The sequence below is a fragment of the Pseudomonas sp. MF6776 genome, from assembly GCF_016613125.1.
GTDB classification, from domain to species: Bacteria; Pseudomonadota; Gammaproteobacteria; order Pseudomonadales; family Pseudomonadaceae; genus Aquipseudomonas; species Aquipseudomonas iridis.
This window is the reverse complement of sequence record NZ_JAENSQ010000002.1, coordinates 48,840-74,734: the sequence shown is the minus strand read 5'-3', so window position 1 is coordinate 74,734 and position 25,895 is coordinate 48,840. Positions and strand designations below refer to the sequence as shown.

Below are 25,895 nucleotides of genomic sequence, written 5' to 3'. Positions count from 1 at the left end.
CGCTCCTTGAACTCTTGCACACCATCCTACCTAAGGGACGCCCCAATAGACATTCGTTGCGCAAGCGAATGCACCGTTGGTCGGAACTGTAATTTCTGACAGTAGGCATTCATGCCGTCCGACTGCTTTGATGCTGACAGACGAAAGGGACGTCGCGACCGTGCGGAGCAACCACATGAACGTGCACAGCAGAACACCGACGCTTTCGGCGCACGACCCGCGTGGGTTGCCGGTTCGTACGGTCGACTATTGGCGCACCGAGGCGGTTGAACCTGCGCAAACCCGCATCAACCGCACGCTGCGTGACGTAGCCGGGCGCGCTGTCGCCCAGTGGGATCCTCGTTTATGGTCGCTGCACATGAGCGATCCGCTGACTCCGGCGAATCTGACCTCGGTGTATTTGCTGAACGGCCAGGTGCTGCGCTCGGACAGCGTTGATGCCGGCATGCAGATCGCCTTGCACGGTGTGGGGGCGCACGTGCTGTTCGATTGGGACAGTCGTGGCACTCGTCGCGAAACGCAACACGATCTGATGCTGCGTCCGTTGGCGGTGTTTGAAGAAGGCGACTCGCAACCTCGGCTATGCGTCGAGCGTTTCATGTATGGCCAGCCCGATACGGCTGACCCGACCCGCAACCAGCTCGGCCAGTTGCTTCGCCATGATGATCCGGCGGGCAGTCTTTTGTTCGAAAGCTTTTCCATCAGCGGCCAATGCAGCGAAAACAATCGACATTTCACCCTGGATCCCGTTCTCCCGGACTGGCCCGAACCGATTGATGAACGGGCACGCTTGCTGGAGCCCGGCGAGGGCGCTACGACCCGATGGCGTTTCGGGCCACAGGGCCAGGTGATCGAACAGATCGATGCGCGGGGCAATCGGCATTTCAGCGAGTTCACCCTCGATGGCCGTCTGCGCGCCAGTCATCTGCAACTGAAACATCAAACCGGGCCGCAAACGCTGGTCTCTGATATAGCCCACAACGCTGACGGACAAGTCACGCAGGAGTTGGCGGGCAACGGGGTGCTGACAGCACTGACCTATCGGCCCGAAGATGGTCGCCTGCTTGAGCGCCTCGCTGTAAAGGCCAACGGCGCGGCGTTGCAGCTCCTTCGCTACGAATATGACCGGGTGGGCAATGTGCTGAGCATCGAGGACAAGGCACTGCCGATTCGTTATTTCGCCAATCAGCGTATCGACCCCATCAGCCGGTTTACGTACGACAGTCTGTACCAACTGAGCGAGGCAACCGGGTGGGAGGCGGGGGCCGCGAGTCAGGGGCCAGAGTCTCTGCATCGCAATGATCCGGCGGCGTCGAGCAATTACCGCCAGAGCTATCGCTACGACGAATCCGGCAACCTGCTGGAGCTCAAGCATGTGGGTATGCGCAGCGGACTCAAGCTTGTCGCCGCGCGGCTTAGCAATCGCTGCCTGCCTTATCGCAACGACGTACCGCCCACGGAAGAGCAAATCGCTGCAGCGTTCGATCCCCGTGGAAATCTGCGGGCGCTGGAAGCCGGGCGCTCGTTGACGTGGGATCTGCGTAATGAGTTGCGGTCGGTTACGCCGGTGGAGCGGGCGAGTGGGCTCAATGACATCGAGCAATACGTTTACGACGGTGGCGGACAGCGTGTGCGCAAGACGCGTGAATTGCACACGAATGCACGCGTGGTGGTTGCTCAGGTGCGATACCTGCCAGGGCTGGAGTTGCGCATAGATAGCGCAGGTGAGGTGTTGCAGGTCATCACGGCACAGTCGGGGCTTAACAGCGTCAATGTTCTTCACTGGGAAAGTACTCCACCCGATGGCAGCAATGACCGTTATCGCTTCAACTTTACCGATCACCTCGGGTCGACCTGTCTGGAGCTGGCCGAGGATACCCGGCTTATCAGTCAGGAAACCTTTTATCCATTTGGCGAGACGGCGTGGAGTGCCAAGACGGAGGTCAGTTACCAAACGGTTGGTTATTCGGGCAAAGAGCGCGATGCGACCGGGTTGTATTACTACGGCTATCGCTATTACATGCCGTGGTTACAACGCTGGTTGAATCCGGACCCTTTGGGTGGAGTGGACGGATTGAACCTGTACCAGATGGTCAATAACTCCCCCCTTGTCTATCGGGACGAGCAGGGCATGCAGGGTAGCTCAGTCACCGAATCGCCAAGGTTTGACGTCTTGAACGAGTCGGAAACGAATGCACTGAATCAAGGCATGCACTTCGATGCTCGAGGGCTGGATTATTTTCCCCAACCTTTGCATGAGAAGGTTGTGGCGGGGTTGGATGAGGGCCTGAGCTGGATTCAGAACGCGCAATCTGCGCTATCTTCGAAAGACTTGAGCGCGTCATCGCAGAAGTATCTCAACTTGGTTTTCGGAGCCGAGTACGCAGCCAATCGAAACGAATCAGAAGAATTGCGCACGGCCCTGCTGGGGTCACTGCAACGCTTGGGTAGCTACATGCAGCAGCTAAAAGGTGCAGACAGTTGGCGCCTGAGCCTTGTGCAAAAGCTCTCCAATCATGCTGTAGGACGAACCGTCTATAACAACACGCAAAAGAAACAGATCTGGTTGAGTCGCGATCATGTAGAGAGTGCACATGTTTTTAGCTTGGCGCGCACGCTTGTCCATGAATCCGCCCATGCGATGTACAACTACAGTAGCCCCCAAAGGGTTGATGACATTTGGTATTTGAGGATCGGTAAGTTATCGGAGCAAGCATCCGAACAAGATATCGAAAACTTTGCGTTGACCGCGTTGCTAACGTCCGCCGAAAGAATTGAGGATGGGCCAGATGAAGCAAAAATGCCCGGCAATGGACGCGCCGATTACAAAAGAATCATAGATGGATTCCAAGCGGCATCTGGAGGGGGGGCAGTGACATCCGCTGCGCAACGACTGACGTTGTTCAAGTCAAATCTGGCGGCTCGAAGAAATGTGATTTTGCATAACGCCGATTCGTACCCAGGGTTGTTGATGGCGTTCCGAAATAAAGGCAAGTGATTGCCGGAAAAAAGCCCCCGCCCAACCCGCTGCGGATAGGGAACGCAACAGGCAGGGCGAGGGCTTCTTGTTTTGCGGATCGTTTACTGCGCGATGGTTTTCACCGACACGCCGCGCTCGATCGGGGTGGAGCGGCCGTAGATATCTTCGAAACGCTCGATATCGTCTTCACCCAGGTACGAACCGGACTGCACTTCGATGATTTCCAGCGGGATCTTGCCCGGGTTGCGCAGGCGATGCACCGAGGCGATCGGGATGTAGGTCGACTGGTTTTCGCAGAGCAGGAACACGTTGTCATCGCAAGTCACTTCGGCAGTGCCGCTGACCACGATCCAGTGTTCGGCGCGGTGGTGGTGCATTTGCAGCGACAGGCACGCGCCCGGTTTGACCGAGATGTGCTTGACCTGGAAACGCCCGCCCATGTCCACAGAGTCGTATGAACCCCACGGACGATAGACTTCGCAGTGGTTCTGGGTTTCGCTGCGGCCCTGCTCGTTGAGGGTGTTGACCATCTGCTTGACGCCCTGGACCTTGTCCTTGTGGGCAATCATCATCGCGTCCTTGGTTTCGACCACAACGATGTTTTCCAGACCGATCACCGACACCAGTTTGCCGTTGCCGTGGATCATGCAGTTCTTGCTGTCCTGAATCACCACATCACCTTTGGTGACGTTGCCATTGGCGTCTTTGTCGTTGACTTCCCACAGCGACGACCAGCAGCCGACATCGCTCCAGCCCGCACTCAGTGGTACTACACAGGCACGCTGGGTTTTTTCCATGACGGAGTAGTCGATGGAGTTGTCCGGGCAGCAGGAGAAAGTGGCTTCGTCCAGTGTGACGGTGTCGGCGTCATGCTCGCTGCGCTCAAGGGTCAGCAGGCAGGTGTCGTAGATGTCCGGGTCGTGCTTTTTCAGCTCTTCAAGGAAGCGGCTGGCGCGGAACAGGAACATGCCGCTGTTCCAGAAGTAACCGCCGGACTGCACGTACTCGGTGGCGCGTTTGACGTCAGGTTTTTCGACGAAGTGCGAGACGCGGCTGACGCCTTCGGGCAGCAGCGAATCAGCGGTGGACTTGATGTAGCCGTAGCCGGTTTCCGGTTTGGTCGCCGGTACGCCGAACAGCACCATTTCACCGTTTTCGGCAGCGACGGTGGCCAGGGCCAATGCACGTTGCAGGGCTTTCTGGTCTTCCAGCACGTGGTCGGCCGGCAGCACCAGCATCAGTTCGTCACGGCCTTCATTGACCAGCATCATCGCGGTCAGCGCCACGGCCGGCGCGGTGTTGCGGCCGAACGGTTCCATCAGGATGCGCTGGCACTCGAGTTTGCGGTTGGCCAACTGCTCGTTGACGATGAAGCGGTGATCTTTGTTGCAGACCACGATCGGGGTGTCCATGCCTTCGAACACCAGGCGTTCCAGGGTTTGCTGGAACAGCGTGTGTTCGCCGGTCAGGGCGAGGAATTGCTTAGGGAACTGCTTGCGCGAAAGCGGCCAAAGACGTGAGCCGCTACCACCTGACAAAATCACCGGAATCATATTGTTTACTCCATAAAATGCAGTTGAGAGCTGCAAGCTGCAAGCGGTGAGTTAGAAGCACTTCACTTGCAGCTTGAGGCTTGTAGCTGATAGCTCGCGCGATTAGCGCGTCGACACCGGGCGTTTCACCCAGACTGGCGACAGGCTGCTGCCGGAACCGGTGACGTACAGCACCGCTGCTTCACCGCGCTCCAGGGCGACTGGCTTCACGTCGCCGACTTTCTTGTCGCCTTCGTACAGCGCCAGGCTGACTTTCACCGGGTTGATTTCACGTTCGCCACGGCCCTTGGCCGCCACGGTTTTAACCACTTCAGTCTTGCCGTCGGCAGTCTTCAGGGTCAGCGGCTTGTCGCTGAGGTTCTGCACGCGCACCAGGGATTTCTGCTTGTTCTTGAACGGCGGCTCTTCGATCAGTTGCGGCGCGCCGGACGCGTTGTTGACCAGGGTGTAGTAGTGATCACCGGCGAGTTTCACCGGTAGGGTCTGGCTGCCGACCTTGGCGCTGTAGTCGCCGCCCGGCATGAAGCTGAAATCGCTGCTGGCCAGTGGCGCAACATCGCTCAGGTTGGTGCTGCCAACGGTGGCGCTGACTTCAGCGTTGCTGGCGTTATAGATGCGCACGAAGCTCGAGCCTTTTGGCGCGGTAGGGCCGTAGAGGGCAGCATCGCCACCCGCGAAGGCGGGTACGGAAAGCACGCTGAGGCCAGCAACCAGAGCGAAGCTTTTAGCGAGACGGCGAGGAGTTGTAGTGAAAGTCATGGTGTACCTCTCTTTCAGTTTTGCGCCCGGTCGGGCGTCTCGGATTTAGTGTTTGCAGCTACGTTTTGTTGGCGTGCGCCGGCTTGTTTAAGCTCTGCGACCCACTGCGGGTCGGCGTCACCGATTTCGTTGTTCACAGGCAGATAACGTTCAGGAAACTCCCAGATCAGCACTTGTGGCGGGCTGTTCTTGAAGTCATCGCTTTTGAGGTAGCTGAGCATCGGCAGGATCGGACCGTGGCCGTCTTCGGCGTAGCTCACGACGTCGCTGTGCAGCGCTTGTTTCAGCGCACCGACGAAGTTCCAGTTCGGGTTGGCGCTGTAGCTGGTGCCGATCAGCGCGACCGGCACTTCGCTGTTGGCGAACAGAGCGTCATCACCGCCAGGTTGCTCGCCAGCGGCTACGGTGTTGCGCTTTTGCAGCGGCTCTTGCGCCGGCATCAGGTTTTCGAACAGTGGATCAAGCGGCAGGAACAGACGCAGATCACCCTTGTGCGTGACCTTTTCCGCTGGCGTGGTGACGAAACGCTGTGGCTCGCCGCTGAGCGGGAACTTGTCGGCGATGGTCTTGGCCAGGGTGTTGGCGGCAACTTCGGCACCCTCAGGCGTCCAGTGAGTGTCGGTGCGCAGGAACACTTGCTGACCGTTCTGCTTGGCCTGTTGCAACGGTTTGAGCAGATCGGGCGCAAGGATCTTGTCCGCCGCAACCCGTGCGTGGAAGTCCTCGTAAAGGTTGGCGTGAATGCTTGCCGGTTTCACTTCACCCAGGTGTTCCGGGTACAGACGAACCTTGGCCGGCACGATCGCCATCACCAGTTTCACGCCTTTGTCTTTCAGGGTCTGGCGCACGCCTTCGACCAGCGCGTAATTGCCTTGCAGGTTCAGCTCTTCGTTGACGATCGGATTGAATTCCTCATCGCTGTACAACCATTGATCGCGACCGAGCACGACGCCCGGACGACCTTCGTTGAACAGTTTGAAATCCAGCGCGGCCCAGAGGTTGGTACCCAGGCGCTTGATCGGAAACTCTTCGTCGTAATGAGTCTCCACAGCCTTGGTCCAGCGACCGTTGAGCACCGTCGCTTCGGCGTTGGTGCTGAAGCCGAAGAAGCTGCGAACCGACCATAGACCCAGGACCAGCAGGGTCACCAAAAACAGGGCGATGTAGAAGATGCGTAATGAGCGGGTCATGTCAGATCCCTCAGAACTGGAAGTAAAGGAACGGCGAGAAGCTTTGCGCCGAGAGTTTGAGAATCGAGGCAATGAACAGCAGCAGAATCACGGCGCGCATTGCGTAGCGCGACCAGTCAGCGGTCCAGTAGGCCGGTTGCACCTGGGCTTCGACGCCGACGGTGTAGCCTGGCTCGTGGATGCTTGCCGGGTTGTCGCCGGGCACCGCTTTGATCATTCCCGGGGTCGCAGTGCCAGGGCCGTCGGCCTCGACGTTGACTTCAGGTTTGGCCTTGACCGGTGGCTGATTGGTGTACAGATCACGCAGGCCGAAGAACGCCAGCGTCACGTACGCCACCAGCAGAGTTGCCACTTGCAGACCGGTGAGGCTGGCCTGATTGAGTTCCGACAGCGACCATTCGCCGAAGCTGAACATCGCGCCGTACATGCGACCGGCAACGTGCAGGTTCTCTGCGCGGAAGATCACCCAGCCCATCACCACCAGCAGGAACGTCAGGGCCCAGCGGATCGGGTTTAGGCTGCGTGGCGAGGTGTTCAGGCCCAGCGCCTTCTCGATAGCCAGCCACATGCCGTGCCAGGCGCCCCAGACGATGTAGGTGATGTTCGCGCCGTGCCACAGACCACCCAGAAGCATGGTCAGGAACAGGTTGCGATAAGTCATCAACGTACCTTTACGGTTACCGCCCAGGGTGATGTACAGGTAGTCACGCAGCCAGGTGGACAGGCTGATGTGCCAGCGACGCCAGAACTCGGTGATCGACTGACTGATGTACGGCTGCTTGAAGTTTTCCATGAAGCGGAAACCCATCATCAGACCCAGACCGATCGCCATGTCGCTGTAACCGGAGAAGTCGAAATACAGTTGCGCGGTGTACGCCAGCGCACCCAGCCAGGCATCGCCCGTGGTCGGGTTTTGCAGCGCGAAGCAGTGGTCGGCAACTACCGCCAGGGTGTCGGCAATGAAGACCTTCTTGATGAAACCCTGCATGAACCGCGTACAGCCCTCGGAGAACTTGTCGAGGGTGTGCGTGCGGTTGTTGAACTGGTCGGCGAGGTCGCGGAAACGCAGAACCGGGCCGGCAATCAGGTGCGGGAAGATCGCCACGAAGGCCGCGAAGTCGATCAGGTTGCGCGTCGCCGGGGTGTCACCGCGATACACGTCGATGATGTAGCTGATCGACTCGAAGATGTAGAACGAGATCCCGATCGGCAATAGCACGTGGGTCAGGATGAACGGCGACAGACCGACCGAGGTCATCATCGCGTTGATGCTGTCGACACCAAAGTTGGCGTACTTGAAGTAGCCGAGGATGCACAGATCCACTGCCACGCCGAGCAACAGCCAGCGTTGCGCCGGTTTGGTCCGCACGCCGGCAGCACCGACTTTCAGGCCGATCCAGTAGTTCCACAACGTGACGGCAGCGAACAGCGCCAGGAAGTCCACCCGCCACCACGCATAGAACACGTAGCTGGCGAGTAGCAGCAGCAGATTGCGATAACGAATCCCGCTCAGGTAGTACATGCCGAGAAAGATCGGCAAGAACAGAAACAGGAACACGTTGGATGAAAATACCATCCCGATCTCTCCAGTTTTAACCAACAGTCAAGGGCCAAAGCCCCCCAAACCCCCCACCGAAAAACCGGAGGGCCAACTCACAAATCTCTAAACCTGACACTGGCCCCTGTGGGAGCGAGCCTGCTCGCGAAAGCGTCGTGTCAGTCGACATCACTTTTGAATGTCAGACCGTATTCGCGAGCAGGCTCGCTCCCACAGGTTTTGCGTCTGGTCTTACGAACCTTTGTTGCCCTTTTCATGGGACGGGTCGTAGACCTTGGTCAGATCCCCGCCAAGGCGGAAGGTCTTGAACGGTTGCATATCGCGCTTCTTCTCGATCACATCGGCCGGGCAGGTGTAGAGGGTGCAGAACGGTTCGAGCCAGGCGAATTTGGAGTCGACCTTGAGGTCGTCCATGTCTTGCTCTTTGCCATTCTTCTTCTCGAATTCATCCGGGTCTTTAACACCCGACAGCACCCGATCACCCAGACGCTTCAGCGCGGCGTTGTTTTCCTGACGCAGATCGACACCGTTGACCTGGGCAAAACTGGCGATCATCGCCAGCGGCGGCAGGGCGTAGTTGTGGTAGGCGAGGGCGCGTTGCTGGCGCTTGAGTTCGTTCGGCAGGAAACCGTCGGCATCAACCTGATTCACGCCGACCTTGTATTCCTTCACCGCCCAGTCAAACAGGTCGCGGCGGTTGGTGGCGATGGACGTCGCCATTACCGACCAGGCAGCCCAGTACGAGTGGTTGTTGGTTTTTTCCAGCGGCAGGTTGTCCCAATCGCTGACGACCTGGTCGGCCATTTTGCTGAACCAGGCTTCGATCAACTGCGCTTGCTGCTGATGCTGCGCCAGCGGATGCGAGTCGGAGAATTTCAGGCGAATGTACGACGAGGCCATGCTGCCCAGCGCCCATTTGCGCATCGACTTGCCGGTGTGGTTGAAGTCTTTCGACATCAAGGCGTCAGCCTTGGCCCAAGCGGTCAGCCAGTTGAGCGTACATTCGAGCTGCTCCGGGCGACCGTCGCGCATGAACTGCATCACGCGTTTGGCGGTGCCGCGTTCCAGCGTGGTGATGTCTTTGGTGGTGTCGCGGAAGGCTTTTTCCGACTGCACGTTCAGGGTCGAACGGGCCTTGTCCGAGCCTTCGTATTTACTGCGAAACTGCAGCGCGCCGGTGTACGGCGTCGGCATTGCATCGCAGCCTTCGCTTTTGTCGCCAGTCTTGAATTTATCCACCGGGGCGAAATAGCCCTGAGGTGGACGCAATGGCGCGGCGGCCTGCGCGGTGCCGGCGAAGATCGCCAGCCCGAGCAGCGTCGGCGCTAAAAAAGTTTTCAATTTCGGATTTCGCATAGCAGACCTCATTGCCCGACCTGAGCGGTTTGTTGCCCAGCGCCCGGGAATACGTTGCGTTTGCAGATTTTCGCTTCGACTTTCTGTGGCGCGGCGCCCGCTTCCGGGCCCTGGACTTCGACTGCCAGCAGGTTCTGCGAGGCCCAGTCTTCGTCCGTGCGCAACTCAAAGGCGAAACGACCGTCGGTGTCGGAGGTTTCCGGCTTCTCGATCTTGATGTCCTCGTGGCGACCGTTCATGTACCAGAGGGTGGCTTGCAGGGTTTTCACCGAGGTGTCGGCGAAGCGAATGTCGACCTGATGGCTGCTGTTCTGCAGGTTCAGGTTCTTGCTGTTGACCAGCAGTTCTTGTTTGCTGCCCGGCTTCAGTGTGGCGCTGCCGGTCATCTGTGCATCTTTGCCTTCGCAGCCGTTGTCCAGCAGCGCCATCATCTGGCGGTAGATGGTTTCCTGGTCGAGGCGATACAGCGGCGAGAATTCCCAGATGAGAATTTTCGGCGGGGTTTTCTGGAATTCGTCGCTGCCCAGGTACTGCAACATCGAACCTTCCAGACCACCGCCCGGGAACGCGACGTTGAGGATGTCGGCGCCAATCGACTCCTCGAGGAAACCGGCGAAGTTGTAGTTCTTGCCGCTGTGCGAGGTGCCGACCAGGGTGATTTGCGGGTTGCCGGAATCACCGAACAGGTCGCCATCGCCCGCTTCGCCTTTCGGCTCGGTGGTGAACTGGTCCATGTACTGGATCGCGTAACTGGTGCCGCACAGTTGCCCGGCCATGTTGTGCAGGGTGCCGGTCTTGCCCATGCGGCCGGACTTCTTGGTCTCGAACTCACGCTTGGGAATGTCGGCGAAGGCCGGGATCTGCTTGACCTTCTCGGCGACGATTTTTGCCGTGCGCTGTGCGCCGTATGGCGTCCAGTGCTGGTCGCCACGGAAGTAGAAATCGTGGGCAGGCAGGGTGTCTGGCAGCGATTCATTGGTCAGCGGCGACAGGTCCGGCACCACGTAACCCATCTTGGCGAAACGGCCGAGCATGGTCTTGTAGTTGCCCAACGCTTTTTCGTAATCGAACGCGGCTTTTTCCTGCGGGTTGAGCTTGTTGCGATTCACCAGACCACGGGTCGGCTGATAAACGATTACCAGCTCGACGCCTTTGCTCTTGAACGCATCGTGCAGCTGTTGCATGCGTTTGTAGCCGGCCGGGGTGGTGTTGAATTCGGTGCGCAGGTCTTCTTGCGTACGGAACAGCCATTCGCCTTGCGCCTGTACCAGCGTGGTGAAGTTCTGCTGATAACGCGTGGTGTAGTTCTTTGCGTCGTGGGCTTCCGGGCACAGGTTGCAGCACGGATCAGCGGTGAATTTGGGCGGTGTGACGGCGCTGGCTTGATCTGCGCGGGCACCATTGCTGGCCGCCAGAATGCCCATGGTCAGGGCCGACAGGCTGAGTAATTTGATCAAGTGTGGGTGCATAAAATTATCCTCAGTCCTGCATTTCGGTCTGGCGTTCGACAGGGTCGATCAGCACGGCTTTCTGCTGGCGCACCAGCAGGTCAAGAATTTCATCCTGGCGCTCGCCCAGGATGCCGTTGAAGCTGATGCCGCTGGATTTGGTCGGCGCCAGCATCGATACGCGATACAGCTCAACACTCAACGGCGAGTCGATCGACAGCGGGCCGCTGCCATTGGCCGCCAGCTCACCGCCGACCACGATCAGCGACACCTGCGCATCGAACGGGTCGAGCTTGATGTCGCGGTCGGTGTCGGTCAGGTCTTTGATGTGACCGTAGACGCCGGTCAGACCGTTGGCCATGGCGATGTTTTCGTAGAGGCGAATGTTCACGCTGTTACGAATGCGGATGCCGTGGCGCTTGTTGCTGATGACCTTGTTGCCCCACAGCAGATTGTCGGCAGACTCGTAGAGGGTGATGCCGTCGGTGTGGTTCTTGTAGATCTCGTTGTAGGCGATGATGTTGTTGAGGCTGTTACGGTCGATCACCAGGCCCGAGAGATTGTTGTCGTAGCTTTTGTTGTTGAAGATGAAGCTGTCGTTCACTTCGCGGGAAATGATGATCCCGTGCTTCTTCTTCGTCCCGTAAACGGTGTTCTCGGCAATGATCAGGCCGTGTGAACGGTCGTGCGGGTCGATGCCGTAGACGATGTTGTCTTTGTAGGTGTTGCCCTTGACCACGAAGTCGCGGGTTTCATAGCAGTAGAAGCCGTACCACATGTCCGAGAACTCGGAACCGACGATCCAGCCAGTCGGCTCGGCGCGCTTGAGGACCTTGGCCATGTTCGGCGTGTACTGGGAAATACTGACGCCGTACGACTTACTGTTGGCGTAGCCGAAGCTGGCCATCTTGCTGTTGACGATGTAAGTCTCGGTGCCACCCCAGGCGAGCAGGAACGGGCGGAATTCTTTCGGCGAACGGAAGGTGGCCGGGCCGTTTTCCTTCTCGCGCCAGCCAGTGATTTTGGTATCACGCACGAACAGCTGACCGTCGTTGACCAGGAACGACCCGGCCTCTTGGGACAGGCGCAATTCCTGAGTCTGGCCGTCGATTTCGAGGATGCCCTTGCGGCCAACCACGATCGGCAACTTCGCCAGGTACACGCCCGGCGAGGTTTCGCTGAAGTACTGCTTGGGCAGTTTCTTCGCCAGATCCTTGAGGTTCATGTAGCCGTCGTCGACGAAGATCGCCTGCGGAATACCGTGCTGACGCACCACCCACTCGGCCATCTTGTTGTCGCCGCCGATAAAGTCTTTCAGCGCGTCTTCCTGCATCATCCGGCGCACGCTGACCTTGCCCGCTTTGCTGCGAACGATCTTCGCGGCGGCGGCTTCGGCGGTGTAGCCGGAGATGTCCGGCAGTGTCGGCGCGGCCAGGTTCAGCGCCTCGGTCGGTGCGCTGCTGACGGTATACGTCTTGGCTTGTTGCAGCTCTTTCGCCGTGGTCGCTGGCTTGGCCGGCTCCACGCTGGCGAAGGCACCTGCCGAGGCCAGCAGCATCGCGCCGGCCAGCAGGCTGAGTGAGCCTTTGCGGGCACTGTTCATGTCGGGCACTCCCTTGGCGGTTGGCATCAGAAGCGCCAGATCACGTCGATGAACGCGCGGTGCATGTACGAGTCGACTTCTTTGCCGTAGGCATCGCCCGGCTTGAACACGCCGCCACGGAAACGCACCAAGGCCGAAGGCTCATCGATCGACTGGCTCAATGCCGCCGGCAACAGGCCTTGCTTGAAGTACTTGGTGACGACCAGATCCATCTCCTGACCCATGTCCTTGTTGCCGTCTTCAAGCGGCAACGAGGTGCTGGACAAGATGGCGCCGGTGACGTCGTCGGTGTTGTTCTCGACGGCGTTGATCCCGTTGCTGCCGACTGGCTTGTTGCCGTCGACGCGCCAGAATTTGTGGTAGATCAGGCTGGCGTCGTACTCGTCATTGAGCATCCACGAACCGAACAACGTAGCGGTCTGCATGTTGTTCATTTCGCCACGGAACGCTTCGCCGAAACGGTGAACGCGTGAACGTGTACCGGTGTAGTTCGAGCGGTTGCTTTCCAGACCGGTCTGTTCGTAATCGGCGCTGGCGCGGGCATAGGCGGCACCGACTTGCCACTGCGGATCGAGGCGCAGACGCACACCGATGTCAGTGGCCCAGCCGTTGACGTCATCGCTGCGTTTGGCTTGCGTCGGGCGGCTGCCATCGGCGTTCAGCGCGTTGACCGTGTCGCGGTCGCCGCTCATGCCGGTGATGCTGCCCCAGTAGTTGACGGTGTTGGTGTTGCGCCAGTTGTAGGCATCGCTGTCGGCGGTGAGGCCGATCCAGCTGATGTCGCCATTCTCTTTCTTGTCCAGCGAATCGCCGGCAACGCCGGGTTCTGGATAGTCGAGTTTGCCGTCATCGTGAGTATGGTGACCGCGAATCCCGACCCAGTTGCCCGGTGTCCACTGGTAAGCGGCATCGGCGTAGGCGTGCAGGCGATCCTTGTCTTTGGGCGCCAGCTCTTTGAGGTCAGTACGGTATTCGCTGAAGCGTTCGGCAACACCGGCGTTCGCACGCAACAGGGTGGTGTCGAAGGTCCAGTTCAGCGCTTCGATGTTGGTGTCGCGCCATTGGCCGTCGTCATTGCGCAGGCGTTGGCGACCGAGTTTGAGCATCTCGCCGGGGTAAGGCGTGAGGCCGCTGTAGCCGACCCAGAATTCGCGCATCGCCAGGTAGTTTTTCTTGGTCTTGCGATCACCGTTGTCGGTGGTCTGGGTGCCGTCGCTGTCGGACTGCTGCAGGGTGTCGGTCTCGATGATGTCAGTCGAGGTCACCGCCTGACCCATCGCGTAGGCGCTCCACGCGCCGCTCTCGCCGTAGACCCACGGACGCAGGTCGAGGCCGACGCCGCTGACGTCGCCGCCACTGGCGGTACCGAGGTCACGGTCGTCTTCGGACTGTCCGGTGACTTTCACTTCCAGGCCGAAGTTTTTGCTTTCAGTCATCGCGGCCAGTGTCGGGCAAGACCAGATCAGCGCGAAGGTGAGGCCAATACCGGCCTTCACGAATGGATTGAGCTTCATAGTTTTTCCTCGCCGTCTTCTTCTTGCAGGGCGTGCAGCTGCAGCGTGTTCGGGTTCAGGGCGCCACGGCTGGCCTGCTCCTGTTGCAGCAGACGCTGGGCTTCGGCCAGACGCTCGGGCGGCAATTGGGCGGCGACAGTGGTCGCCAGCTCATCGGCCTGCGGGGTGTTTTGAGCTTTGGCCAATTGGCTGAACACATAAGCGTTGAGCGGGTCGGGCTTGGTGCCCTTGCCTTGGGAAAACAGTTGGGCAATGGCGAAATCGGCGCTGTTCTGGCCGTTGCGCGCAGCGGTCAGCAGATGGTCAAGGGCCTTTTGCGGATAGACCTTGCCCAGGTAACCACGGCGATAGATCTGGCCGAGGTAATAGTCGGCGGCCACTTCACGACCGACGGCTTTCTGGAAATGTTCTTCGGCGACCTTGGCGTCGGCCGGGACCACTTTGCCTTCGTAGTAGAGCTTGCCCAGCAACAGCTCGGCGCGCGGCTGGTCGGCGGCGCGGCCGTTGTCCAGGTACTTCATCATCTGGTCGACGTCGCCCAGTTCCGGGAAGTCGTAGAGCAATTGCGCGAGGGTGACCCACGACGCCGGGTAGCCTGGAGCGATTGGCTCAAGCAGCGACTGCGCGGTTTTTTCGTCAGTCTTGCCCAGGGTCGAGTCGGCCAGCACACGGGCAACCGAATCAACACGCTGAGCGGTGACGGTGCCACGGCTGTAACCGGCCTGCATTTGCTTGATCAGCTCGGCCTGTTGTTCTGGCTGGGCACGTTTCTGATAGACCGTGGCCAGTTCGACGTAGCAGATGTCAGTGGTGTTGAGCGCGGCTTTGCAGATTTTTTCCACGTCATCCAGATGCTGGTCGTAAGTGCCCTGGGTGCGGTACAGCAGTACCTGCGCCAGACCTGCTTCCGGGTAGCCGGATTTGCGCCACTGATCGATCTGCTGCTGAGCGTTGATGTTCGGGAAGCTGCGCGGGTATTGCAGGTAGAGCATCGCCAGCGGGATCAACGTGTTGCCTTCGCCATTGGCGGCGGCTTTTTTCAGCAGGGTTTCGGCTTCGTGGTGCTCGGCCTCGGTCGAACCGGGCTTGGCCACCAGCAGGCGCCCCAGACGTGCCTGAGCGCGCGGCGAAACACTGGCCGCTGCGCGATAAGTCGCTTCGGCCTGTTTCATTTGCGCTGGGTCGCGGCTGTCGACCTGGATATCAGCGAGGCCCACTTGCGCTTCGCTGTAGCCCAGATCGGCCAGTTGCTGATAATTCTGCGCAGCGGTGGCGGTATCGCCACGCTTGAGCGCTTCGTTGGCCAGGCGCTGATCGGGCAGGCCGGCGCAACCGGCCAGAGACACTGCCAGTGCCAGCGAGCACACCACCAGCCCCATGTGGGAGCGAGCCTGCTCGCGAATCGGTCGACCCGGAACATCAGACAAACCGCGCTGACCTTTTCGCGAGCAGGCTCGCTCCCACAGGTTCGGCGGTGTGTTGAAGATATGAGTAGTCACAGGCATGTCCTCGACTTAAAGACCGGCAGCCATGGCTTTGTCGATCAGCCAGTTCAGGTTCGGGCCACGGTCGCTGTTCACTTCCACCGGGCGGCCGGCGAGGCTGCTGTCGAGCGACTCGTCAGGCTTGATCTGTACGCGGATATCGGAAGACAGGTCGGCGCTTTTCAGGCTGGTGCTGCTGACGATCTTGCCGGTGCGGATCTTGTCTTCGCCGGCGATCTGGAAGCTCACCGGGGTGCCCGGACGCACGTCGCCGAACTGGCGATAGGAGAAGCGTGCTTCCACATTGGCCTCGGTGTTGCGCGGCACCAGTTGGAAGATCACATCGCCCTTGCTCGCGTATTGACCGTCAGCCACCAGTTGCTGGGCCACGGTGCAATCGCACGGCGAAGTCAGGGTGCCGGTCATTTGCTTGCCGAACAGTTCTTCAACCTTGGCGGGCGACAGTTGATCTTCTTGCATGTGGCCCTTGAGCACGTCGAGCATGCTGGTGCTGAAGGTCGCCAGTGGCGCGCCTTTGGCCGCAACGCCGTCGGACTTGATCAGGCTCTGCACAGTGCCGTCACGCGGCATGGTGATGTTCATGCCCGGTACGCTGACCAGACCGGCCTGCGCGTGGCTGACGAAGTACATGCCATACACCGATTTGGCAATGAAACCCGCCGCGACCAGGCCGACCGCGAAGATCCCGGCGCTGAACGTCACGGCTTTCAGACGCCCGAACGGGGTCATGCCGTGGCCGCCGTCCTTGACCTTGCGCGCCTTGGTGAAGTTGTCGCGCTGCAGGGTCGCCAGTACTTCACCCATGCTGACGATGTCGCCGGCCAGGTGCGAAGTGATCAGGTGGCGCAGGGTGGAAATATCCTGCGGCTCAAGGTTCTGGAACTGGCAACCGACGCGGCCGGTCTGGCGGTCGAAGGAGCGCACCTGCAGCTCGACGTCCATGGCCAGACCGAGGTTGTCGATCACAAACTGCAGGCGAGCCTTGTGCACCTGGCCGATGGTCAGCGGCATCTGCCCGGCGTTGAACGCCAGGCCGCCGGCGGACAGATCCAGCACGCGGGTTTCCAGCGGCGTCCGGTCAGGGCCGAAGAAGCGCAGTTTGGCCGGGATTTTCACTCGGGCGTGTTGGCGCTGGGCTTCGGATTCATGCACTACGTTGGCGTTGACGGCGGTATTCATAGGGGCGATTTCCTTGTTAATTCAATAGGGGCGGGTCAGACCATCATCAGCAGCACGGCGACGAAAATGCTGCCGGCGGAGAAGGTCATGGTCCGAGACGACCAAGTGTTGAACCAACGTTGAAAGCTGGCGAGATCACGGGTCAGGGAAGTGGGCTGGCGAGTCCAGGATTGTTGGTCGAGGCGGAAGAACACGTAGATCTTCACCAGCGCACCGACGATCTGGTTGTAATAGAGAATCGCCGGGTAGGCCGGGCCGATCCGGTGACCGGAGCAGGACAGCAGCAGCGTCAGAATCAGGCGGGTGATGCCGATCCACAGCAGGTACACCAGGATGAACGCGGTGCCGTACTTGAAGCTGGCGATGATTGCCACGGTCAGGCCGAGCAGCGATGTCCACATCGACACGCGCTGGTCGAACAGCACCAACGAGGTGAAGGCACCGAGGCGTTTCATGCCCAGGCCCAGTGCTCGCGAGTTCTGGCGCAGGTTGTTGCCGTACCAGCGGAACATCAGTTTGCGGCTGGCCTTGATGAAGCTCTTTTCCGGCGGGTGTTCCACGGTGTGGATCGCCGCGTCCGGCACATAGAATGTGTCGTAGCCAAGTCGCATCAGGCTGAACCAGCTCGACTTGTCGTCGCCGGTCAAAAACTTGAAGCGGCCCAGGCGCCAGTGCTGCAGGGAGTCGCTTTCCACGTCGGCGATGAAATCCGGATTGGTCACCACGGAAGCGCGGAATACCGACATCCGGCCGGTCATGGTCAGGACGCGTTTGGACAGGGCCATCGAGCACATGTTGATGTGGCGTTGGGCGAAGCGCAGCTTGTGCCATTCGCTCATGATGTAGCCGCCGCGCACTTCGCAGAATTCGTTGGTGGTCAGGCCGCCGACGTTGCCGAACATCTGGAACCACGGCACGGTTTTGCGGACCACACCCTCGGCGAGCACGGTGTCGCCATCGATCACGGCGACGACAGCGCGGTCGTCCGGCAGGTGACGGGAGATGGCGCGGAAACCGTAGGCCAGGCCATCGCGTTTGCCGGTGCCGGGAATGCGCACGAAGTCGAGTTTCACTCGATCCGGCGGATTCATTCGCGCCCACAGCGCTTTGACCAGCAGCTCATCGGACATTTCGACGATGGAGCAGACCATGGTGGCCGGCAGTCCGCAGTCGATCGCTTCGCGGATCACCGAGCTGTAGACCTGCGCTGTGGTCAGCGCGTCGATACGGAAACTGGTGACCATCAGGTACACGTGCGACGGATCTGCCGCCTTGCCCAGCTTGCGCACTTTACGGCGCAGGTGCGGGTAGACGATGTAGAGAAAAATCATGCCGCGCACAAAGTGCGTTGCACCCATCGAGTAGCGCCAGATACCGACGGCGCCAATCAGGAAAATGAAGTCCTTCGACTCGGAGTCGAACGTGGACGTGGGCAGCATCAAGGCCAGGCCCATCAGCAGACTGAGATAAAAAAGCCAGCCGGCGGATTGCAGAAAAAAATGTTTGAGCTTGTTCGACATAACCGTCATCCGAAGGTGAGAAGGCTTCAAGCCGCAAGCGGCGAGCTGCAAGCGAAACGCTTTGGCTTGCAGCTCGAAGCTTGTCGCTTAGGGCTGCTTTACCAGCAGATACCTTCGGTACGGGTGCCGGCGTCAGTGGCTTTGGCCATGAAGCCGACCAGGTCGATAACCTGTTTGCCGTGCGGTGCTTGCTGAGCCAGCGCACGGAACTTCTCGTCGCGGTTGCCGAGGATGATCACGTCGGAGTTGTCGATCACCGATTCGAAGTCTGCGTTGAGCAGGGACGACACGTGCGGGATCTTCGACTCGATGTATTCCTTGTTCGCGCCGTGAACACGGGCGTACTCGACGTTGCTGTCGTAGATGCTCAGGTCGTAACCCTTGCCGATCAGCATTTCGGCCAGTTCCACCAGCGGGCTTTCGCGCAGGTCGTCGGTGCCGGCCTTGAAGCTCAAGCCGAGCAGGGCGACTTTGCGTTTGTCGTGGCTTTCAACGATGTCGAAGGCGTTCTGCACTTGCGATTCGTTGCTGCGCATCAGCGAGTTGAGCAGTGGCGCTTCGACGTCCAGCGAACCGGCGCGGTAGGTCAGGGCGCGGACGTCTTTGGGCAGGCAAGAACCGCCGAAAGCGAAGCCTGGGCGCATGTAGTACTGGGACAGGTTGAGGGTCTTGTCCTGGCAGACCACGTCCATCACTTCACGGCCATCGACGCCGACGGCTTTGGCGATGTTGCCGATCTCGTTGGCGAAGGTCACCTTGGTGGCGTGCCAGACGTTGCAGGTGTACTTGATCATCTCGGCAACGGCGATGTCCTTGCGGATGATCGGTGCGTCGAGTTCTTCGTACAGCGATTGCAGAACGTCGCCAGAGGCCTTGTCGAACTCGCCGATGACGGTCATCGGTGGCAGGTCGTAGTCGGCAATCGCGGTGGATTCACGCAGGAACTCAGGGTTGACCGCAACGCCGAAATCGACGCCAGCCTTTTTCCCGGAGCAATCTTCGAGGATCGGGATGACAACGTTTGCGACAGTGCCCGGCAGTACGGTGCTGCGCACCACGATGGTGTGGCGGGTGGTCTTGTCACGCAGAACGAAACCGATCTCGCGGCACACGGCCTCGATGTAGTTGAGTTCCAGGTCGCCGTTCTTCTTGCTCGGCGTACCGACGCAGATCATCGACAGATCGGTGTCACGAATCGCTTCGGCGAAGTTAGTCGTACCGCGCAGACGACCGTTCTGAATACCTTGCTGCAACAGCTCGCCCAGACCGGGTTCAACAATCGGAGATTTGCCAGCGTTGATCATATCGATCTTGTCTTTGGCAACATCGACGCCCACGACGTCATGGCCCCGTGCAGACAGGCAACCGGCACAAACTGCGCCAACGTAACCCAAACCAAATATGCTGATGCGCATCGCAATTACCTCTGTATATATCAGGCCAAAGAAGGCCGGAGTTAATGGTGTTCAGCGTTAAGGGTGCACTCGAAAGTGCGGCGCGCAGGCGTCACAATGCCGTGTGCAGGCAAACTAATTTTCGAGTGTCTAAATAAGTGCACTCAAGATGTGCGCAACTAGGCCTTGTTGTTATGACCTGCCCTGTAATGCAGCCGATCTCCATTGTTGGAGACCATGGTGCAATCGGTTTGCGCGCTTGATTTCAGGCGAATAGCCATACAAATCAAGCGGTTGTGTACTCAGGCGAGCACGTTTATAGGGGCGTGGCCATGGCCTTGCAGGGGATATTAATGGAGCGTATCTCCTGTGCTTCGGTTTGTTTTCAGACTAGTTAGTCATCTAGGCAAGTTGCTGTGACAACTTGGTTACATGACTATCTGCGCTGCGTAAGTTATCTCGTACAAACTCGGCGAGAATCGTTACCGGTGGTATGAGCTATGCATTTGGACGAAGTTCCTGTCCACTCATCGCGAAATCTGAAATTTCTTGAAATATTGTCGTAGATGGCACCAATCTCAATTTGATGGCACTTTCGTTTTCGACCTTTAATAACAGGCGAATAATCACGTTAGATAGTTTTGTGCCACTACCGTGAAAAAATTTAGGTGCCACTACTGAAAAAAATGATCAGTGTCGAGTGAAACTAATATTAGAAAAGAGGGTGTTGATTTTATGGCGCCATAAAAATGGCGATATGTGGCGGGGGATTTTGGACATCGTGCGAGCTGCACGACTCTTGGTAGAAAGAGTCGTGCAATAGGCATGCTTTATTCGGGGGCGTGATCGCGCAAAAACACCAGATTGTCCGGTTTAGACTGTTCAGCGCTGTAGCGATAACCCTGAACATCGAACTGCTTGAGCTGGGCAGGATCGTTGATGCCTTCCTGGATCACGAAACGGCTCATCAGGCCACGGGCCTTTTTTGCGTAGAAGCTGATGATCTTGTACTGGCCGTTTTTCAGATCCTTGAAATCGGCATTGATGACTCGCGCATTCAACGCGGTGCGTTTGACAGCCGAAAAGTACTCGTTGGACGCCAGGTTGAGCAGTAGATCATCGCCTTGCTCGGCCAATGCTTCATTCAGCCATTCACTGATGCGCGTGCCCCAGAACGCGTACAAATCCTTGCCGCGCGCGTTGGCCAGTTTGGTGCCCATCTCCAGACGATACGGTTGCATCAAGTCCAGTGGGCGCAGCAGGCCATAAAGGCCGGAGAGCATGCGCAGGTGTTTTTGCGCGTAATCGAAATTCGCTTCGCTGAAGGACTGCGCGTCGAGACCGGTGTAGACGTCACCCTTGAACGCGAGCAGCGCCTGCTTGGCGTTTTGCGGGGTGAACGCTGGCGTCCAGCTGCCGAAACGCGCGGCATTGAGCCCGCCGATCTTGTCGGAGACGTGCATCAGCTCGCTGATCTGTGCCGGCGATAGCTCGCGCAATTGCTGGATCAGTTCCTGGGAGTGGTCCAGATATTGCGGCTGGGTGAAGCGCTGGGTCGCCGGCGGCGTTTCGTAATCGAGGGTCTTGGCGGGGGAAATCACCATCAGCATGAAGTCGTCTCCTTTAATCGTGGAGGCGATTCTAGGGGGTTGAGGCGGTTGACTCCAGCTATCAGGCCCATAGGTGATCGACGGCTGGCCCCAATCCCCTGTGGGAGCGAGCCTGCTCGCGAAAGCAGTGCATCAGTCGACTTCTATGGCGGATCTGAATCCGTATTCGCGAGCAGGCTCGCTCCCACATGGGAGTCTGTGTTGCTGAGGGAACTGTGTGGGATCAGCTATAGTGCCGCCCGGGTTTTGTTACGGAGACATCCCATTGCGCATTGTTCTTTTATTCACCGCGTGGCTGTTGAGCTTCGGTGCCATCGCGGCGCCGGGCGATGTGGCGACGCTGGATCGCAGCACCTGGCCGGAGCAATTGACCAGCCCGACCCTGTTCGACGTTGCGTCCCGGGCGGAAATCCTCATGTTCGCCCGTGTTCTGCTCGGTACCGAGTCTATTGACGAAGCTGCCCTGTCCCAGCGCCTGGGCCTGCGCACGGTCAATCTGGATGCAGTCAACAGCCTGCGCGAGCGCCTGTGGCAGCGCCTGCTTGCCAACTACAACTACGCCCAGCAAAGTTGCGATCAGGACGCCTCGTTCTGCTTCCTCGTCGAAGACTTGCCAACGTTGCGTGAGCAGGCCGCCAAATTCGTCGTCAGTGATGACAGCTATTACACCAGGTGGGCCGAGCCAAGCCGGATCTTCCATCTGCAGTATCTGGACGAATTGCTGCGCAAGGCTGCGTTGTTCCCCCAGACCAGCAGCGAAATCGATCGTTTCGGCGACTATGAGCGCAACGGCGAGGAGATGCATGACCGACTGTTTCTGCTGACTTTCGACAGCGCCGCCAACGCGCAACCGGACAACACCGACTGGCTCACCGAGTACCTGCGCAAGGCCAACATGAGCGGCACGTTCTTCATGTTGGGCAAGGATATTCAGGCGCGACTGGGTGACCGTTCCGTGAGCGGCCTGCAAGCGACGTTCTCGCAGCAATGCGTCGGCGTGCAGGGTTGGGAGTTCCGCTCCCACAGCCATTGGCAGGACTGGCAGGATTCGGTGCGCCGCAGTGCCGATCTGGTGAAGAACAAACTGCCGGAAAATTATGTACCGCTGTTCCGTCCGCCGGATGGCCAGCGGCGTAGCGATGCACAGGGCTTCTTTAACACGCAGGGCCTGCAAGTGGCGCTGTGGGACATCGATGCCCAGGACGGTGCCGGCAAACTCAAAGGCCCGCAGAGTGCACAGCGAGTGCTGACCCTGATGCTGTTGTGGCGTCACGGGGTGATCAATTTCAACATGAAGCAGGATGCCGTGAAGACCGCCATGCCGTGGCTGATCACGCAAACCGCGCAAAGCGGCATCGGTTGGGAAGACTGTCTGGACGGGTTTCGCTGAGAAACGAAGAAAGCCCGGAAACATTGGGCTTGGGGCAATTTTTTTGCAGAATTCGATGCAGGCGGACTTCCGACTTTAGCGAGGTCTGGACGGTCCGCCAAGGGCTTTTCGTCACTCTGCAAAATAAACTTCAAAAAACCGTCAAAGTGCTTTTTCCTGTCATGGGTTTTGGAGTATTACGAAGACAGACCGCCGAAACCTGCAACACAGGTGGCGTCTTCCAAGACCCACTTTGTGTGCAAGTCACCTGCCTCTTTCAATAAAAGCCCGGCAGATGAATCGGCAGTCACTTCGAGGCGCAGCACTGTAGAGGTATTGCGTCGAATGGCTCTGACAAAGGTGACCGAGTATGGATGATCACGGACGTAGCCCTTCCAACCAGCCAATCCTTTATGTACTCGATACCAACGTATTGATTCACGATCCAAACGCCCTGCTTAATTTCGAAGAACACCACGTCGCCATCCCGATGACCGTGCTGGAAGAGCTGGACAAGCTCAAGAGCGGCCATCACAGCGTTGCCGCCGAATGCCGCCAGGCTATCCGGCTGATCGACAAGACCCTGGGCGATGCCTCCCCCGAGGACGTCGAACTGGGCGTGCCGATTCAGCGCGGCAAGGGCGGTCCGAAGGGCTTGCTGTCAATTCTGATGAGCAAACAGGCCGAATCGAACCTGATTCTGCCCGAGCATCTGAACGACAATAAAATCATCAACCAACTCATTGATATGCACACCCGTGATCCGCAGAAACCTGTGGTTCTGGTGACCAAAGACATCAACATGCGCCTCAAGGCGCGCGCCTGCGGGATCGCGGCCGAGGATTACAGCACCGACCAACTGGTCGATGACGTGTCCCTGCTGCCCAACGGTTATCACAACATGACCGGCTCTTTCTGGGATCTGGTGAGCAAGGTTGAAACCCGCCAGGACCACGGTCGCACATGGCACGAAGTGAAGTTGATCGACAACTTGCCGGCGGTGCATATCAATGAGTTCATCATCGACGAGCAGGGCTTCGTTGGCTGGATCAAGGAGATTGACGAAGACCGCCTGCTGATTCTCGATCTGCATCAGGAACCCCTCTTGCACCAGGAAGCCTGGGGCCTCAAGCCGCGTGACATCTACCAGAGCCTGGCGCTGTACGCGCTGCTCGATCCGGACATCCATCTGGTCAACCTGTCGGGGGCGGCCGGTTCCGGTAAAACCATTCTGGCGTTGGCCGCTGCGATCGAGCAGACCATGGTCAGCAAGCGTTATCGGCGCATCATCGCCACCCGCAGCGTGCAGGGCCTGGACCAGGAAATTGGTTTCCTCCCCGGCACCGAAGCGGAAAAAATGGAGCCTTGGCTGGGCGCCATCACCGACAACCTCGAAGCCTTGCACATGGATGACGAAAACACCCATGGCAGCGTCGATTACATCCTCAGCAAAGTGCCGTTGCAGTTCAAATCGCTCAACTACATTCGCGGTCGCAGCTTCCAGCAGAGCCTGATCCTGATCGACGAATGCCAGAACCTCACGCCGCACCAGATGAAAACCATCATCACCCGTGCCGGCGCTGGTTCCAAAGTGGTGTGCCTGGGTAACCTCGCACAGATCGACACCCCTTACCTGTCCGCGACCAGCTCCGGGCTGACCTACCTGACCGAACGCTTCAAGGATTTCCCCAACGGTGTGCACATCACCCTGCAAGGGGTGCCTCGCTCGATCCTGGCTGAATACGCAGAGTCTCACCTCTAAGAGGAGCAGCTACAAGCTTCAAGCCGTAAGCTACAAGTGGCCCGAGTGAAATTCACTTGCCGCTTGAAGCTTGCGGCTTTCGGCTGTTTAAATGCGAGCTTTCCTGACGCCTGCCTACCGCGCTTTAACTTGCCGCTTGTAGCTTGCCGCTTGTAGCTGCCTCAAGGAGGCCCCCGTGCTGACTCATCTCGATTCCCAAGGTCGCGCCAACATGGTCGACGTCACCGAAAAAGCCGTGACGTTCCGCGAAGCGACGGCTCAAGCGCTGGTGCGCATGCTCCCCGAAACGTTGCAGATGATCGTCAGTGGCGGCCATCCCAAAGGCGACGTATTTGCCGTCGCGCGCATTGCAGGCATTCAGGCGGCGAAGAAAACCAGCGATCTGATTCCCCTGTGCCATCCGCTGATGCTCACTGGCGTCAAAGTCGAGCTCAGCGCTGAAGGCGAAGACACCGTGCGCATCGTCGCCCGTTGCAAATTGTCCGGGCAGACCGGCGTCGAGATGGAAGCGCTGACCGCTGCCAGCGTCGCCGCGCTGACTATTTATGACATGTGCAAAGCGGTGGATCGCGGCATGACCATCGAAAGCGTGCGTCTGCTGGAAAAGGTCGGCGGCAAGAGCGGGCACTTTCAGGCGGATCAAGCATGAAGCTGACAGTTAGGTTTTTTGCCCGTTACCGTGAAGCGCTGGGCGTTGACTCGGTAACGGTCGATGGTGATTTCACCACCGTCGATGACGTACGCGCGCTTTTGGCGCAGCGTGAAGGCGCCGAGGTATTGAGCGAGCAGAACCTGATGTGCGCACGCAACGAAGACTTGTGCCAGCTCGACGAGCCGGTGGTCGAGGGTGACGAAGTGGCGTTTTTCCCCACTGTGACCGGAGGCTGATCCATGGCGATTCGTGTGCAGGCCACGCCGTTCGATCCGGGTGCGGAAGTCAATGCGATGCACGCGGCCAATGTCGGCGTCGGCGCGGTGGTGAGCTTCGTCGGTTACGTGCGCGACTTCAACGATGGCCTGGATGTGGCGGGGATGTTCCTCGAACACTATCCGGGCATGACTGAAAAAGCCCTCGGCAAGATCGCCATCGAGGCCGAGCAGCGCTGGCCGTTGCTGAAACTGGAAGTGCTGCACCGCATCGGCGCGCTGGAACCGGGCGAGCCGATCGTGTTTGTCGGCGCTGCCAGCGCCCATCGCCAGGCTGCGTTCGACGCCTGCGCCTTCGTCATGGATTACCTGAAAACCCGCGCACCGTTCTGGAAGAAGGAAAACACCAGTGACGGCCCGCGCTGGGTGGAAGGGCGCGACAGTGATCATGCGGCGGCAGATCGCTGGAACAAATAGTTCTTTAGCTTTCTTCAGTAAGCCATCGCTGGCAAGCCAGCTCCCACAGGTTTTAGTGGTGCGCGAAAAATATGTGCACGACGCGAAACACTGTGGGAGCTGGCTTGCCAGCGATGAGACCATCCGAAACACCAAAAACCTCGCAAACACTCTCTGCTTCCTAATTGACGACTTGTACCTATAAGTCCAATATGGATTTCCAAGTACAAAAAAAGCTTCATCTTGCCGCTCGTAGCTCTTCGCTCCCAGCT

Annotated in this window: 19 protein-coding genes; 6 read left to right on the top strand and 13 right to left on the bottom strand. The window is 58.8% G+C overall.

The features are described from left to right. The first annotated feature begins 175 nt into the window (after nt 1-175). On the top strand, nt 176-2,998 hold the full coding sequence (locus tag JJD74_RS02395; RefSeq protein ID WP_200611029.1) for an RHS repeat domain-containing protein: 2,823 nt from the start codon (nt 176-178) through the stop codon (nt 2,996-2,998). An 83-nt stretch (nt 2,999-3,081) separates the two neighbouring features. Here the strand turns inward: JJD74_RS02395 and JJD74_RS02390 are convergent, their stop codons facing one another. The 13 genes from JJD74_RS02390 to yaaA all read right to left on the bottom strand — a co-directional run bounded on the left by JJD74_RS02390 (nt 3,082) and on the right by yaaA (nt 21,169). Beyond that, nucleotides 3,082-4,533: a mannose-1-phosphate guanylyltransferase/mannose-6-phosphate isomerase gene (locus JJD74_RS02390; protein WP_200611026.1), complete on the bottom strand. Its 1,452-nt coding sequence runs from the start codon at nt 4,531-4,533 to the stop codon at nt 3,082-3,084. A 102-nt stretch (nt 4,534-4,635) separates the two neighbouring features. Further along, nucleotides 4,636-5,292, bottom strand: coding sequence for an alginate O-acetyltransferase AlgF (locus JJD74_RS02385; protein ID WP_042557747.1), 657 nt, complete (start codon nt 5,290-5,292; stop codon nt 4,636-4,638). Between the two features lie 14 nt (nt 5,293-5,306). Then, the gene (locus JJD74_RS02380) at nt 5,307-6,482 is read right to left on the bottom strand and encodes an alginate O-acetyltransferase (RefSeq protein ID WP_042557748.1); all 1,176 of its coding nucleotides are present in this window, start codon (nt 6,480-6,482) and stop codon (nt 5,307-5,309) included. A 10-nt stretch (nt 6,483-6,492) separates the two neighbouring features. Continuing rightward, nucleotides 6,493-8,058 carry an MBOAT family O-acyltransferase gene (locus JJD74_RS02375; RefSeq protein WP_200611023.1) on the bottom strand — a complete coding sequence of 522 codons (1,566 nt, stop codon included), beginning with the start codon at nt 8,056-8,058 and terminating at the stop codon, nt 6,493-6,495. Between the two features lie 213 nt (nt 8,059-8,271). Then, nucleotides 8,272-9,396: a mannuronate-specific alginate lyase gene (locus tag JJD74_RS02370; protein WP_042557750.1), complete on the bottom strand. Its 1,125-nt coding sequence runs from the start codon at nt 9,394-9,396 to the stop codon at nt 8,272-8,274. Nucleotides 9,397-9,404: 8 nt separating this feature from the next. Beyond that, complete coding sequence (locus tag JJD74_RS02365; RefSeq protein ID WP_200611020.1) at nt 9,405-10,865, bottom strand: alginate O-acetyltransferase; 1,461 nt, start codon at nt 10,863-10,865, stop codon at nt 9,405-9,407. Between the two features lie 10 nt (nt 10,866-10,875). Beyond that, complete coding sequence (gene algG, locus JJD74_RS02360; protein WP_200611017.1) at nt 10,876-12,447, bottom strand: mannuronan 5-epimerase AlgG; 1,572 nt, start codon at nt 12,445-12,447, stop codon at nt 10,876-10,878. A gap of 26 nt (nt 12,448-12,473) precedes the next feature. Beyond that, nucleotides 12,474-13,961 (bottom strand): alginate export family protein, encoded by a 1,488-nt coding sequence (locus JJD74_RS02355; protein ID WP_042557753.1) that lies wholly within the window; start codon nt 13,959-13,961, stop codon nt 12,474-12,476. Then, nucleotides 13,958-15,466 (bottom strand): alginate biosynthesis TPR repeat lipoprotein AlgK, encoded by a 1,509-nt coding sequence (algK, locus tag JJD74_RS02350; RefSeq protein ID WP_200611014.1) that lies wholly within the window; start codon nt 15,464-15,466, stop codon nt 13,958-13,960. The genes JJD74_RS02355 and algK overlap by 4 nt, the downstream gene beginning before the upstream one ends. A 9-nt stretch (nt 15,467-15,475) precedes the next feature. Further along, nucleotides 15,476-16,645 (bottom strand): alginate biosynthesis protein Alg44, encoded by a 1,170-nt coding sequence (locus JJD74_RS02345; protein WP_042557754.1) that lies wholly within the window; start codon nt 16,643-16,645, stop codon nt 15,476-15,478. Nucleotides 16,646-16,680: 35 nt separating this feature from the next. Next, nucleotides 16,681-18,165: a mannuronan synthase gene (alg8, locus tag JJD74_RS02340; protein ID WP_390896409.1), complete on the bottom strand. Its 1,485-nt coding sequence runs from the start codon at nt 18,163-18,165 to the stop codon at nt 16,681-16,683. Between the two features lie 98 nt (nt 18,166-18,263). After that, on the bottom strand, nt 18,264-19,580 hold the full coding sequence (locus JJD74_RS02335; RefSeq protein WP_042557756.1) for a nucleotide sugar dehydrogenase: 1,317 nt from the start codon (nt 19,578-19,580) through the stop codon (nt 18,264-18,266). A gap of 809 nt (nt 19,581-20,389) precedes the next feature. Then, the gene (yaaA, locus tag JJD74_RS02330) at nt 20,390-21,169 is read right to left on the bottom strand and encodes a peroxide stress protein YaaA (RefSeq protein WP_200611003.1); all 780 of its coding nucleotides are present in this window, start codon (nt 21,167-21,169) and stop codon (nt 20,390-20,392) included. A gap of 265 nt (nt 21,170-21,434) precedes the next feature. Between yaaA and JJD74_RS02325 the strand changes: the two genes are divergently transcribed. From JJD74_RS02325 to moaE, 5 genes are all read left to right on the top strand, one after another. Beyond that, the gene (locus JJD74_RS02325; RefSeq protein WP_200611001.1) at nt 21,435-22,559 is read left to right on the top strand and encodes a polysaccharide deacetylase family protein; all 1,125 of its coding nucleotides are present in this window, start codon (nt 21,435-21,437) and stop codon (nt 22,557-22,559) included. Between the two features lie 349 nt (nt 22,560-22,908). After that, a complete protein-coding gene (locus tag JJD74_RS02320) occupies nt 22,909-24,300 on the top strand; it encodes a PhoH family protein (protein WP_042557759.1) in 1,392 nt (463 codons plus the stop codon). 175 nt (nt 24,301-24,475) lie between these two features. Then, a complete protein-coding gene (gene moaC / locus JJD74_RS02315) occupies nt 24,476-24,949 on the top strand; it encodes a cyclic pyranopterin monophosphate synthase MoaC (RefSeq protein WP_042557760.1) in 474 nt (157 codons plus the stop codon). After that, nucleotides 24,946-25,188: a molybdopterin converting factor subunit 1 gene (gene moaD, locus JJD74_RS02310; RefSeq protein ID WP_042557761.1), complete on the top strand. Its 243-nt coding sequence runs from the start codon at nt 24,946-24,948 to the stop codon at nt 25,186-25,188. The genes moaC and moaD overlap by 4 nt, the downstream gene beginning before the upstream one ends. Before the next feature lie 3 nt (nt 25,189-25,191). After that, a complete protein-coding gene (gene moaE, locus JJD74_RS02305) occupies nt 25,192-25,644 on the top strand; it encodes a molybdopterin synthase catalytic subunit MoaE (protein WP_008080204.1) in 453 nt (150 codons plus the stop codon). Nucleotides 25,645-25,895: the final 251 nt, after the last annotated feature.